The sequence below is a fragment of the Cupriavidus sp. MPR-AND1C genome (assembly GCF_058809705.1).
This window is the reverse complement of record NZ_JBXASU010000044.1, coordinates 1-12,470: the sequence shown is the minus strand read 5'-3', so window position 1 is coordinate 12,470 and position 12,470 is coordinate 1. Positions and strand designations below refer to the sequence as shown.

12 protein-coding genes are annotated in these 12,470 nt (G+C 65.9%); 1 reads left to right on the top strand and 11 read right to left on the bottom strand.

The features are described 5' to 3' along the window. Positions 1-282 precede the first annotated feature (282 nt). Positions 283-765 (bottom strand): DUF2147 domain-containing protein, encoded by a 483-nt coding sequence (locus AC1RWI_RS22275; RefSeq protein ID WP_043349637.1) that lies wholly within the window; start codon positions 763-765, stop codon positions 283-285. Between the two features lie 1,741 nt (positions 766-2,506). Here AC1RWI_RS22275 and AC1RWI_RS22270 point away from each other — a divergent pair. Beyond that, positions 2,507-3,088: a histone H1-like DNA-binding protein gene (locus tag AC1RWI_RS22270; RefSeq protein WP_043349628.1), complete on the top strand. Its 582-nt coding sequence runs from the start codon at positions 2,507-2,509 to the stop codon at positions 3,086-3,088. Between the two features lie 507 nt (positions 3,089-3,595). On the opposite strand, the gene AC1RWI_RS22265 is transcribed toward AC1RWI_RS22270, so the two are convergent. The 10 genes from AC1RWI_RS22265 to AC1RWI_RS22220 form a co-directional block, all read right to left on the bottom strand. Then, positions 3,596-4,063 (bottom strand): outer membrane lipoprotein, encoded by a 468-nt coding sequence (locus tag AC1RWI_RS22265; protein WP_043349623.1) that lies wholly within the window; start codon positions 4,061-4,063, stop codon positions 3,596-3,598. Between the two features lie 22 nt (positions 4,064-4,085). Continuing rightward, positions 4,086-5,033 carry a carbohydrate kinase family protein gene (locus AC1RWI_RS22260; RefSeq protein ID WP_043349620.1) on the bottom strand — a complete coding sequence of 316 codons (948 nt, stop codon included), beginning with the start codon at positions 5,031-5,033 and terminating at the stop codon, positions 4,086-4,088. A 115-nt stretch (positions 5,034-5,148) separates the two neighbouring features. Then, positions 5,149-5,649, bottom strand: a complete 501-nt coding sequence (gene tpx, locus AC1RWI_RS22255; RefSeq protein WP_043349617.1) for a thiol peroxidase — start codon at positions 5,647-5,649, stop codon at positions 5,149-5,151. A gap of 71 nt (positions 5,650-5,720) precedes the next feature. Next, entirely contained in the window at positions 5,721-7,274 is a 1,554-nt protein-coding gene (locus AC1RWI_RS22250; RefSeq protein WP_492868806.1) for a DUF3426 domain-containing protein, read from the bottom strand. Between the two features lie 9 nt (positions 7,275-7,283). Continuing rightward, complete coding sequence (gene prmA, locus AC1RWI_RS22245; protein WP_043349612.1) at positions 7,284-8,198, bottom strand: 50S ribosomal protein L11 methyltransferase; 915 nt, start codon at positions 8,196-8,198, stop codon at positions 7,284-7,286. A gap of 43 nt (positions 8,199-8,241) precedes the next feature. Continuing rightward, the gene (accC, locus tag AC1RWI_RS22240; protein ID WP_043349611.1) at positions 8,242-9,609 is read right to left on the bottom strand and encodes an acetyl-CoA carboxylase biotin carboxylase subunit; all 1,368 of its coding nucleotides are present in this window, start codon (positions 9,607-9,609) and stop codon (positions 8,242-8,244) included. 183 nt (positions 9,610-9,792) lie between these two features. Continuing rightward, positions 9,793-10,251, bottom strand: a complete 459-nt coding sequence (gene accB, locus AC1RWI_RS22235; protein ID WP_043349608.1) for an acetyl-CoA carboxylase biotin carboxyl carrier protein — start codon at positions 10,249-10,251, stop codon at positions 9,793-9,795. 158 nt (positions 10,252-10,409) lie between these two features. Further along, positions 10,410-10,904: a type II 3-dehydroquinate dehydratase gene (gene aroQ / locus AC1RWI_RS22230; RefSeq protein WP_173430691.1), complete on the bottom strand. Its 495-nt coding sequence runs from the start codon at positions 10,902-10,904 to the stop codon at positions 10,410-10,412. Between the two features lie 206 nt (positions 10,905-11,110). After that, positions 11,111-11,659, bottom strand: coding sequence for a TlpA family protein disulfide reductase (locus AC1RWI_RS22225; protein ID WP_492868851.1), 549 nt, complete (start codon positions 11,657-11,659; stop codon positions 11,111-11,113). A 112-nt stretch (positions 11,660-11,771) separates the two neighbouring features. Further along, positions 11,772-12,470, bottom strand: a 699-nt coding sequence (locus tag AC1RWI_RS22220; RefSeq protein ID WP_492868803.1) for a UDP-N-acetylmuramate--alanine ligase, incomplete at its 5' end; no start/stop codon positions are given.

The window sequence follows — 12,470 nt, the reverse complement described above, 5'->3', positions numbered from 1 at the left end:
GGCGTGGCAGCGCCGCCCGGTGCGGTCGGGGATCCATCGGCGCACGGCAGGTAGTCCGATGGTAGGAGCAGCGCCGCCGTGCCGAAAACGAATTCTGCGCATGTCGTCATGCGGGCAGCGCATGGCAGGCGACGGGCCGCAAGCCGCGCAAGGGAGCGCGGGCGGCATGGGTGGGGCGTGCGGGGGAGGATGTGGCGGAGGTGGCGCGGCGGCGATGCGCGCAGGCAAGCTGGCGATGATGCCGGTGCCGTCGGTGGCACCGGCATCGCCAGTCGTGGCAGGCTAGCGTTCGCGCTCCCAGGTCTGGGTGCGGCCCAGCAGGCTGATGCCGATGAAGCCGCGCACGTTGAGTTTCTTTCCATCGTCCGCCAGCGACATCTTGGTCTTGTAGAGCTTGCCGCTTTCGGGGTCGAGGATCTCGCCGCCGCTCCACTCGTTGTCGCCGGTCTTGCGCAGGCCGGTGATGATGGTCATCCCCATGATGGGCTGGTCGCGGCGCGCGTCGGTGCACTTGTCGCACACCTTGATCTTGCCATCGTTCTCGGTAAAGCTCTTGACCAGCTTGCCGCTATAGACGCCGTTCTGTTCGCTGATCTCCACCAGGCCGCGCGGCTTGCCGGTGGCGTCGTCGATGGTCTTCCATGCGCCGGTGGGGGTGGCCTGGGCCAGCGCAGCGGCGCTACCCAGCAGCGCGCCGGCGAGCACGGCGGTGCGTGCCGCGACGGCGGCGGCGCGTGCGACGCAGCGGGGGGCAGTAAAGTGCATCGGGATCTCCTCTTCGAGTTGGTGCGCGCCATGATGCCAGCACAGGGCCAACCCGGTGGCGCGCGTACGCCAATCTACTGGCGATGCGCCCGTGCTGCAATCGCCAGCCCGCCTTTGCGTACGCACCAAAGCCCCTCCGGCATCTGCCGCAGACCGGCCTGGCGTCTGGAAGCAGGCGGATTTTGTCATGCAGCAAATTGTCCGCTGCCCGGCACTCGAAGCAATCCTCTAGCGGTACGTTTCAAGCAGGGGCGCCACGGCGCGCTTGCTGCCGCAGGGGTGCCGGCGCGTGCGGCCATCCACGCTCGCGTTCCTTGCGCGCACCGGCGACCTGCTCCATTCGCAGTAGTCCATTCGGATGGTGCGCGAGCCGATGCCTCGCCACGCGATCTGCTGGCCGGGTCGACGCGCGAAGTCATCCGCTGTCGGATGCATGCCGACACCGCCGTGAGATCACCGGCGAGATCATCGGCGAGATCACCAGCGACAGCACCTGCGAAGCGAGATTCGGAAGGGTGTCTCACGTGTCGATGACGCTCGCGCGATGCGCGTGCGAGATGGTGATCGACATCGTTCGAGCATCGTTGGAGAGCGCGCGTCGCGGTGACGATTCTCAAACCGTTGCGTCGGCGCATCACTGCGCGCGCTGCGCGTGAGCGTGCATGCCGAGTTGAGGCGACGCGCACTGTGCGCGCCGCGCGCTGCGTTGCGGATGCGCGTCTTCGCGGTAGCGCTGCCGATGTCCTCGCAGCGCTCGATCGCATCCGGGCATCACGCGTCCCAGCGCTCGCGCAACGCGTGCCGACGGTTGTTGCGCAGAACTTTTCTGCTTCCCTAAAAGCCTTTGTGCATGCGGGTTTCCGGCTTTACACAATGAGCGGGAATCGGCATTGCCAAAAGGCATGGGAGTCGCGCCCGCTGCGATGCGCGCGCCGAAAATCCGGAGCACGCCAGCGACGTCTTCACGCTCGCGCGATGCCGTGTCGAAGGGGCATCGCGCATGCTCGAGAGCAGCGTCGCGAGGGTGCGAGAGACGCGATGAGAGCGCAGCGCGCGCAAGCAAAGACGAGGTCAGCGCGGCGCAACGACGAAGACGATGAAGTTGTCATGCTCGCACGCAAGTTTTTTTGCACTTTTTTCTTAACATCGCCCAACAAACGAATTATGATTCGCCTTGACAAGAGTCTCACTTCATTGCATGGCTGCATGGTAGGCAAGACAGCAAGATGCAACGATGAGGTTGGACGTGATGCGCAACGATGAGCGCCACCCACTTCGATGCAATGAAACAGGTAGCTCAGGAGCACTAGAACTTTGACGCAGACCAAGCCGTACTGGTTTTCTAAAACGCGTGCAGTCTCCTTTGGCCCAGTAACGGGATGGGCGAACTACCCCCGAAAAAATGCCGTACGTGGTGTGCGTGGCTTGGCCCGCATCACGGATATGCCGGCCGATATCTCTCTTTTCATGTCGCGCGCCGATCCGGCGGATGGCGCGGGCAGATCGAATATTCCAGGGCGCGGCAAGCGTCAGAAGCCCGGCTGCGGGCTCCGCTTGGCCACATTCGCACCGCGCGCCGCGGTGCCCCTGCCACCGAATTCATTAGCGTGCGGCCACAACGCGCGCCGTGCGCCGATGAATCGCTCGCTCGATTGGGGTCGCATTGCTGTATCGCGCCTCGGGTCGGTCGGGTCGCCAACTTAGGTCATTCGATATTCACTCTCTAGTGAAGGAGTTATCCATGGCAACGACTGCAAAGAAGAAACCGGCGGCTAAGAAGGTCGCCGCCAAGCCGGCCGCCAAGAAGGCAGCCGCCCCGGCCAAGAAAGCCGCTGTGAAGAAGGTCGCCGCCAAGAAGGCAGCACCGGCCAAGAAAGCTGCACCGGCCAAGAAGGCTGCAGTGAAGAAGGTCGCCGCCAAGAAGGTCGTAGCGAAGAAGGCAGCAGCACCGGCAAAGAAGGCCGCAGCCAAGAAGGTTGTAGCCAAGAAGGCCGCACCGGCCAAGAAAGCTGCTGCCAAGAAGGTTGTAGCGAAGAAGGCCGCACCGGCCAAGAAGGTCGCCGCCAAGAAAGCCGCACCGGCCAAGAAGGCTGCACCGGCTGCCAAGAAGGCCGCGCCCGCCAAGAAGGCTGCTGCTGCCAAGAAGGCCGCACCGGCCAAGAAGGCGCCTGCTGCCAAGAAGGCACCGGCCAAGAAGGCTGCTGCCAAGAAGGCCGCGCCTGCCAAGCCTGCCGCTGCACCTGCTGTTGCACCCGCTGCAGCTGCCAAGACCGCGCTGAACCCGGCTGCGGCATGGCCTTTCCCCACGGGCACCCGTCCGTAAGCGTGCCGGCAACGGCTACCGCCGGGAAATGCCAAGGCACGCAGGGCGTGCCGCACTGACCGGATACCGCGTATCCGGTCCGCAAGACGCTAGTCTTGCCAACCCGCCGATGGTGCAAGCCCGGCGGGTTTTTTCATGGGCGATCGAAAAACGGCAAGCGCGGAGCGGGGCGCGGGACATGAGAACCCGGCCCGGCAACGCCGCAAAGAAAAAGCGCTGCTCCGGTTAGGGAGGCAGCGCTTTGCGGGGATCGCATGCGGCGTGTGCAGGGCGGTCCCGCAGACCGCTCCAGAACGTGCCAGGAGCCATCGAACGGTGGGGTGGCAACCTCTTGGTTGCGCCCCCGCTGCGCGGCCACCCAGGGCCGCCCTATGCCGTCCCGCGTACTGCTTTTAGAGGCCATTTCAAAAAGATTCTGGCGTCGTTGCGCGGCCTTGCCGTACCAGTTGTACTGTCTGCGGCCGCGCGCCTAGCCAGAACCGCTTCGCTTCATTTTGAAACAGCCTCTTAGTGCGTGACGCGGGTCGTGCCGCCCGAGGATAGCAAGCGCACGCGCTCGCCCGGACGGAAGGCTTCGTCGGCGTCCTGGACGATGGCGCGCATATCGCCGTTGTCCAGGCGCACGGTGATTTCCAGGCCACGGCGCTGGCTGATCTTGTTCTCGGCCATGCTGCCAGCGATGCCGCCGAGCACGGCGCCCAGCACGCCGGCCGCCACCGAGCCGCCGCCGCTGCCGATGGTGCTGCCCGCGGCGATGCCGCCGATGGCGCCACCGGCGATGGTGCCGGCGCCGGTCTGGTCGCCCTGGATCAGTATCTCGCGAACCGTCTCGACCACGCCGTAGCGCAAGGTCTGCTCGCGCTGCGCCTGGCCCGGCGTATAGATGCTGGCGGAATTCGACTGCGCAGCGCAGCCAGCCACCAGGGTGGCTGCGGCGGCGAGCGCGATGGCGCTGGTGCGAAACAGGGTGTGCATAGGATCAATCCCGAAAAAGGTGTTACTCGTAGCGGTAGCCAAAAGCGGACTGGAAGCGTTCACCGATTTCGTCGCGCGACGGCTTATGGTTCTGCGGACCCTGGTGCGCGATCTTGATGGAGCCCATCAGGCTGGCAAGCCTGCCCGTTGTTTCCCAGTCGAAGCCCTGTTCGATGCCATAAAGCAGGCCGCCGCGGAAGGCATCGCCGCAGCCCGTCGGATCGACGACGCGATCCGCTTTCACGGAGGCGATATTGTACTTCTGCTTGTCGGCGAAGACGGTGGCGCCCTTTTCGCCGTGAGTCACGATGAACGCCTTGACCTGCGCGGCGACTTCATCGCTGGTCCAGCCGGTACGCGACAGCAGAACCTGGGCTTCATAGTCATTGACCGTCACGTAGCTGGCGAGTTCAACGAACTGGCGCAGATCGTCGCCGTTGAACAGCGGCATGGCCTGGCCCAGGTCGAAGATGAACGGCACGCCGGCGTCGGCGAACTGGCGCGCGTGGTGCAGCATGCCTTCGCGGCTGTCGGGGGCGACGATGCCCAGGCCCGGCGCGTTGCTGCCGCCAAGCGCGTCCTGTACCTGCGAGAGCTGCGACTGGTTCATCGCGCCGGGGTGGAACGCCGTGATCTGGTTGTTCTCCAGATCGGTCGTGATCATTGCTTGCGCCGTGAAGGTGTCGGGCAGGGTGCGGATGTGCTCGGTGCTGATATCGAGCGCGCGCAGGTGTTGCAGGTAGGGCTCGGCGTCCACGCCGACGGTGGCCATGACCAGCGGGTCGCCGCCAAGCAGCTTCAGCGTGTAGGCGATATTGCCGGCGCAGCCGCCGAACTCGCGGCGCATGGACGGGACCAGGAAGGACACGTTCAGCATGTGGATCTGGTCGGGCAGGATATGTTCGCGGAAATGTCCCTCGAACGTCATGATGGTGTCGTAGGCAACGGAGCCACAGATCAGGCTGGACATGCTCTCTCCAATTCTCGTAATGCGGGCTGACGGGGCCACCGGGTCATGCCGGTGCCCCTGAATGCAAAAACGGCCACCCGTTTTGCCGGGTGGCCGAGCCTGGCAGGTGGCGCGCTTACTTCAGTGCGGCCAGTGCGGCGTCGTAGTTCGGCTCGTTCTTGATTTCCGAGACCAGTTCGCTGTACTTCACGGTGTCGTTCTCATCGAGCACCACCACGGCGCGCGCGGTCACGCCGGCCAGCGGGCCGGTCTTGATGTCCACGCCGTAGTTGCCCTTGAAGTCGGCGCCGCGCATCAGCGACAGCGGCACCACGTTGGCCAGGCCTTCAGCGGTGCAGAAGCGGCCCATGGCGAACGGCAGGTCGGCCGAGACGGTCAGCACGACGGTGTTGGCCAGGCCGCTGGCGGCTTCGTTGAACTTGCGGGCCGAAGCCTGGCACACCGGGGTGTCCAGGCTGGGGACGATATTGAGCACCTTGCGCTTGCCGGCGAAGTCGGCCAGCGTGACGTCCTTCAGGTCCTTGCCGACCAGCGAGAATGCGGGGGCCTTGTCGCCGGCTTGCGGAAACTTGCCGCCGACTTCGATGGCGTTGCCGCCGAGGGTGACGTTGCTCATATGTGCTCCTGTGTGAAATGCGGGCTCGCAAATCGGGGGCGCTAGGGATTAGCGGCGAGCCCAGATGGAATTCAGGGATAGAAGATCAGCACGCGGTAGTTTGCCGCCGCCTGCTGCGACCGGAATCGTACCCGAACCGGCAGCTCCGTGCCTGCCCGCAGGCCATGCCTAGCAAAGGCCTGCTGCTCGGATTCGAGATAGTCGGCGGGTTGCAGCACACGGCGCAGCAGGAGCTGGTCCTGGAGGTCCGTCATGACCAGCTCGATGGCGGGCAGCGCCACGGTGGCGCGGCCTTGGTTACGCAGCGTCACGGCGAGCAGGTAGGCGTCGGATTCGTCATCCTGCTTTTGCAGCAGCGAGCTCTCGATGCGCAAGGCATCAATGTCGCGCCACGGCGCCACCTCGCAACCCAGCGGCGCGCAGGCCGCCTCGAAGGCGGGCCGCAATGCGGGGAAGCGGCCGGACAGCTGGCTGCGCGCCAGGTAGGTGCCTTGCAGCAGTCCCGCGATCACCAGGAACCCGGTCGCCAGCTTTTGCAGCATGCGCTTGCGCCTGGCCGGGCCAGGATCGCGCTCACGCGCGTGGCGCAGGAAGTCGGGCGCGAAGGACGGGGTGGCGGGCGTGTCGCTGCGCATCCACGGCCGCTCGGCCTGTTCGCGTGAGGCCGCTTCGGGAATCTCGGGGAGATCGTCCTGCGCTTCGGCGCGCAGATAGCCGCTTGCGCTCGGGATGGCCGCTGCGTCGGCCTCGGTGTTGGCGGCGGCACGCGTGGCGGATGCTTCGTTCGCCGCTTCCGCCGCTTCCGCCGTGTCGGTGGCGTTTTCCGTATCGGCGATGTCAGCGGTGTGCGTGGCATCGCCGTCGCCCAGCGTGCTGGGGTCGAGTTGCGGCCAGGGTGCTGCTTCTGGCGCGGGGGCGGGTGCTTCGCTTGCCTGCGGTGCGTCCGCCCCCGCCTCTGCCACTACCTCGGCAGCGGCGCTAAGGCCAGCTTCCTCGCTCTCGACGATGCCGGGTACGAACACCGCGCAAGGCTCGTCCTCGTGAGCGTCGGCGGTGCCGGTTTCCGGCTCCGACCGATGGTTGCTGGCCTGCACGGCCTCGTCGGCTTCCGCCTGCGTCTGGTACAGCATGACGGTGGGCGCGTCGAGCGCCGGCACGTCATAGCCAGGGTCGTAGCCTGGGTCGAAGGGCACGGCGGTGGGGCGGCTGTCGTCGGCGTCGTGTTGGGCAGACGTGTCGAAGTGCGGTGCTTCGTGCGGCACGGCGGTGGCTTCGGCCGGGTGCGCTTCCGTGTCCGGTGGCGCCACGGCATGTGCCCGCTTGCGCGGGGCGCGCTGTGCGCGGGCAGCCTTGTGTGTTTCTTCGTGCGCGTGCTCGGCGGGCGCCTCCTGTGCAGGGGGCGTGGCGGGGGCAGGGGCGGCAATGTCTTCCCCCGCCTGCGCGATGGTCCCGGGGCCGGCTGCCGGCTCTGGCGCCGGCAACTCGATCAGGTGCTCGCGTGCATCGAAGACGGTGTCGCACTGGCCGCAGCGGACCAGCCCCTGGCGCAGCCGCAACTGGTCCGCCACCAGCCGAAAGGCAGTGCGACAGGCCGGGCAACGCGTGACGAGCTTGGCTGCGGCCATGGGCTTGGCTCAGCGCTGGGTGCCGGGGCCTTCACCGCGGGTCCCATGCAGGCAGACCCAGCCTTCCTCGCTGCGCCAGACCGACATGGGCAACCAGGGCGCGTAGGCTGCGGCGACTTCGTCGGCCTGCCGCTCCAGCACGCCCGACAGCACCAGCCGGCCGCCGGGGCGAACCCGCGCGCTCAGCATGGCCGCCATCAGCTTCAGCGGGTTGGACAGGATGTTGGCGACGACGAGGTCGTAGCTGGCCTCGGAGACGGTTTCCGGCAGCGCAAAGGTAGCCTCCACGCGATTGCGCTCGGCGTTATAGCGCGAGGCTTCCACCGCGTTGGGGTCGATATCGATGCCGAGCGTGTCGCCGGCGCCCAGCTTGCGCGCCACGATGGCGAGGATGCCCGAGCCACAGCCGTAGTCGAGCACCGTTTCACCCGCCTTGATGTTCTGTTCCAGCCACTGCATGCACAGCCGCGTGGTGGGATGGCTGCCGGTACCGAAGGCCAGGCCCGGGTCCAGCTCCAGCACCACCGCATCGGGGTCCGGCGCATCGTGCCAGGACGGCACCACCCAGATGCGCTCGCCGATGCGGATCGGCGCGAACTGGGATTGCGTCAGGCGCACCCAGTCCTGGTCTTCGACGGGGCGCAGCTGGTAAGCCGGCACCGGGTCGACGCCCAGCGCATTGGCGGCGGCGGCCACCACGAGCACGGGATCGGCACTGTCGTCAAACAGCGCCACCACGCGTGAGCGGTTCCATGCCAGGCGGGTCGGCTCCATGCCGGGCTCGCCAAACAGCGGCTGCTCGTCGGGCGTATCGGCATCGGCGTCTTCCACCGAGACCGACAGCGCGCCGAGGTCGAACAGCGCATCAGACCAGGCTTCGGCCTGGTCTTGTGCGATTTCGATCACACATTCCTGAAATGCCACAGGCGATCCTTGTCGATCAGTTATGACTGGCCGCGCCGGGGCTTCAGATCTTGCCGCCCTTGGCCACGTTCTTCTGGGCCAGGCGGTGCTCGAGATAGTGGATGCTGGTGCCGCCTTCGACGAAGTTGGCATCGAGCATCAGCTCACGGTGCAGCGGTACGTTGGTCTGGATGCCGTCCACCACCATTTCCGACAGCGCGATCCGCATGCGGGCGATGGCCTGCTCGCGGGTGGCGCCGTAGGTGATGATCTTGCCGATCATCGAATCGTAGTTGGGCGGCACGAAGTAGCCATCATACGCGTGCGAGTCGACCCGCACGCCGGGACCGCCGGGCATGTGCCACGCGGTGATGCGCCCGGGCGACGGCGTGAACTTGAACGGGTCCTCGGCGTTGATGCGGCATTCTATCGAGTGGCCGCGCAGCTGCACGTCCTTCTGGCGCCAGCGCAGCTTCTCGCCAAAGGCGATGCGGATCTGCTCCTGCACGATGTCGATGCCGGTGATCATCTCGGTGACCGGGTGCTCGACCTGCACGCGCGTGTTCATCTCGATGAAGTAGAACTCGTTGTTCTCGTACAGGAATTCGAAGGTGCCGGCGCCACGGTAGCCGATCTTCTTGCAGGCCTCGGCGCAGCGATCGCCGATGCGCTCGATCAGGCGGCGCGGGATGTGCGGCGCAGGTGCTTCTTCGATGACCTTCTGGTGGCGGCGCTGCATCGAGCAGTCGCGCTCGCCCAGCCAGATCGCCTGGCGATGCTGGTCGGCCAGGATCTGGATCTCGACGTGCCGGGGGTTCTCCAGGAATTTCTCCATGTAGACCTCCGGGTTGCCGAAGGCGCGACCGGCTTCCTCGCGCGTCATGTTGACCGCATTGACCAGGGCGGCCTCGGTGTGCACCACGCGCATGCCGCGGCCACCGCCGCCGCCCGCTGCCTTGATGATGACCGGATAGCCCACGGCACGCGCCGTGGCCAGGATCTCCTTGGGGTCGTCGGGCAGGGCGCCTTCGGAACCCGGCACGCACGGCACGCCGGACTTGATCATGGCCTGTTTGGCCGAGACCTTGTCGCCCATCAGCCGAATGCTCTCGGAGGTCGGGCCGATGAAGACGAAACCAGACTTTTCCACGCGTTCGGCGAAGTCGGCGTTTTCCGACAAGAAGCCGTAGCCCGGGTGGATGGCTTGCGCGTCGGTTACCTCGGCGGCCGAGATGATGGCCGGCATGTTGAGGTACGACAGCGGCGAGGGCGCGGGGCCGATACAGACGGCTTCGTCGGCCAGCTTGACGTACTTGGCTTCCTTGTCGGCTTCCGAATACACCACCACAGTCTTGATGCCGAGCTCGCGGCAGGCGCGCTGGATGCGAAGGGCGATTTCACCGCGATTCGCGATCAGAATTTTTTCAAACATAGTCACTCTCTGCGAGGAGAAAGGCGGTCCCACCGCGGCGGATCGTGGCGTCCCCGGCGAGGGCAGCCGGAGTGCGGGCGGGGGTGCTGGCACCGGGACGAGGAACGCCTGGTGGCCGTCGCCACCATGGCTGGCCGGAGAACGCCGGCGCAGGCTGCGGGTGGCGCGGCATGCCGGTCAGTTTCAGCCGATGATGAACAGCGGCTGGCCGTATTCCACCGCCTGGCCATTCTCGACCAGGATTTCCTTGATCACGCCAGCCTTGTCCGACTCGATCTCGTTGAGCAGCTTCATCGCTTCGATGATGCAGACCGTCTGGCCTTCCTTGACGGTATCGCCCACATTGACGAACGACGCGGCGCCCGGCGACGGTGCGCGATAGAAGGTGCCGACCATCGGCGAGGTCACGACATGGCCGACCGGCAGTTGCGGCGCGGCCGGCTCGGTACCGGCGACGGGCATCGCGGCCGGCGCGGCGGCCGGGGGCAGTGCCTGCATCGGCTGCATGGCCATCGGCGCGGCGATGACCTGCGGCGGCGCCTTGACGATCCGCACCTTGCCTTCGCCTTCGGTGACTTCCAGCTCGGAGATGCCGGACTCGGCCACCAGGTCGATCAGCGTCTTCAGCTTGCGCAGGTCCATCTTCTATCCTCCTGAATCGGGTTGTCCGGCGGCCACCGCTCTGGTGACTGCGTCCGGGAAAAACTGACGCCTCCGGCGGGCTGCCGTGGTCCGCCGCGAACATGGCGGCGGGGCAGGCGCCGGGGGCGCGGTAACGGTTTAAGAAATCAATGTGCGGATCAGGCCTTGGGCAGTGCCTGTTCCAGCTCCTGCCCGAGGGCATAGTCCAGCGCCAGCAGATACCCCTGCCAGCCAAGTCCGCAGATCACGCCGATCGCCACATCGGAGAAGTAAGAGTGATGACGGAAGTTCTCGCGCCGATGCACGTTCGACAAGTGGACTTCCACAAACGGAATCGCCACCCCGGCCAGCGCATCGCGCAGCGCTACGCTGGTATGCGTATAGGCGGCCGGGTTGATGATGATGAAATCCACGCCCTCGTCGCGCGCAGCATGGATACGATCCACCAGCGCGCCCTCATGGTTGGACTGAAACGTAGCCAGGGCGATGCCGGTCTGGCGGGCTCGCTGTGCGAGGGCCAGGTCGATATCGGCTAGTTTCGTGTACCCATAAGTTTCCGGCTCCCGCGTGCCCAGCAAATTCAGGTTCGGTCCGTGCAGGACCAGCACCTTGCGGTAGCGGGGAGAGCGGCGTTCGGGAGGTGTATCGATCACGGCGGCTCGACCATTTCAACGAAATTGCGCGGAGATTACCGTAGCTTAGAGTGATTTGTCTAGCAGCGTAGACATAGGCAGCTTCAAAGCAGGCGAGTTTTCAGGTTCGATTCCGCACTTTCGGGCCGCGGAATCGCGTTTCGATCAAATTGCGTGACGATCGAACAAGATTAGGAGAAATTCGCCCCAAATCAAGAATCTTGTGGCTAGCTACGAGGCAGCGCGACGCGCAGATCCTCAGGGGAAACCCTGCCCATTTTGCGGTAGCTGACCGTGCCATCTGGCGCAATGATCACTGTATAGGGCAGGCCGCCGGCCGCGTTACCGAAGTTGCGCGAGAGCTCCGTACCGGCAAAGCCGGCCACGGCCAGTGGGTAGGAGACGGGGATCTTCTTGATGAACTGCTGGATATTGTTGGCGGAATCAATGCCAATGCCGACAAATTCCACCTTTCGCCCCGCGTATTCTTTATGCAACGCGTTCAGGTCGGGCATTTCTTCCACGCAGGGGCCGCACCAGGGTGCCCAGAAGTTCACAACCACCGTTTTTCCACGAAGTTGCGCGAAGTTGATCTGGGTGCCCTCCGGGTCTGGCAGTTGCGTGCGCAGGAACGTCTCGACGGCCTCGTCGGATGCCGGCTTGGGCGAAAACACATAGTGCCCGGCCAGCGCGCCCGCGGCGGCGGCCGCGACGGCAACGGCAAGCCAGACCCAGAGGCGGCTGCGGCGGACAGGTGTGCTGGTGGAAGAGGTCATGGCAGCAAGAAAGATAGCGGCTGATGGAAGAGGTAAGGACCCGGATGGTTCGATCGGGAAGGTGCGCATGGCCCTGGCTGGCCTCGCGCGCGCTCCGGGTCAAGGCTGGCGCTCAGGCCGCTGCGGGCGCGTCGGGCACCTGGGGTGCCGCCGCTTCGGCGGCCGCCAGCAGGGCCAGCACCGCATCCACATCGGCACGGGCAACCCGGCCGCCGGCCGCGGCCCGGACTGCGCCGCGTTCGTCATCCGCATCATACAGCGCTATATGAATGCCGACGGGCTGGCCAAGTTCCGCACGGATCTCTCCAGCCAGCAGGCGCGCGTCGCGCATGGCAGGCCACTGTCCCTTCCAGAGGAAGCTCAGGGTCTCGACCTCGCCGCGGCCGGCGAAGTGCCGGGTCTCGCTGGTGTCGAAGTCCACGCCAGCGTTGAGCAGGTGCAGGGTGAGATCCTTGGGGCTATCGCAGAAGCACTGCAGATAGACGTCGGAATGCTCGGTGGCGGTGCCGTTGAGCACAGCCCCGGCCAGGTACGGGCGGAATGCGGCGAGGTCGCGCATGGCAAGTACCGCCAGCCGGCGCAGCAGCGCCAGAACGCGGGGCTGGCTCTCCGAGTGGAACAGTGCCTGATAGAGACGGACTTCCGCCTCCACGGCCTCGTTGTCGGGGAGCCACTCGCCCGCCACGCGCACGTCGCCCAGCAACTGCCGCGCAGCTTTGCGCTTGGCCGTGGCGTAGTCGGTGCCATCTTCCGCGATCATGCGGGCGGCGGCCTGGGCGATTTCTTCGCGCAGGCGGATGGGGTCGAGGGT

Bases quoted from the DNA above. Each gene is read 5' to 3' on its own strand.
- AC1RWI_RS22265 (WP_043349623.1), bottom strand. From the start codon at position 4,063: ATGCACACCCTGTTTCGCACCAGCGCCATCGCGCTCGCCGCCGCAGCC.
- AC1RWI_RS22270 (WP_043349628.1), top strand. From the start codon at position 2,507: ATGGCAACGACTGCAAAGAAGAAACCGGCGGCTAAGAAGGTCGCCGCC.
- accC (WP_043349611.1), bottom strand. From the start codon at position 9,609: ATGTTTGAAAAAATTCTGATCGCGAATCGCGGTGAAATCGCCCTTCGC.
- AC1RWI_RS22250 (WP_492868806.1), bottom strand. From the start codon at position 7,274: ATGGCCGCAGCCAAGCTCGTCACGCGTTGCCCGGCCTGTCGCACTGCC.
- tpx (WP_043349617.1), bottom strand. From the start codon at position 5,649: ATGAGCAACGTCACCCTCGGCGGCAACGCCATCGAAGTCGGCGGCAAG.
- AC1RWI_RS22225 (WP_492868851.1), bottom strand. From the start codon at position 11,659: ATGACCTCTTCCACCAGCACACCTGTCCGCCGCAGCCGCCTCTGGGTC.
- accB (WP_043349608.1), bottom strand. From the start codon at position 10,251: ATGGACCTGCGCAAGCTGAAGACGCTGATCGACCTGGTGGCCGAGTCC.
- AC1RWI_RS22275 (WP_043349637.1), bottom strand. From the start codon at position 765: ATGCACTTTACTGCCCCCCGCTGCGTCGCACGCGCCGCCGCCGTCGCG.
- AC1RWI_RS22260 (WP_043349620.1), bottom strand. From the start codon at position 5,033: ATGTCCAGCCTGATCTGTGGCTCCGTTGCCTACGACACCATCATGACG.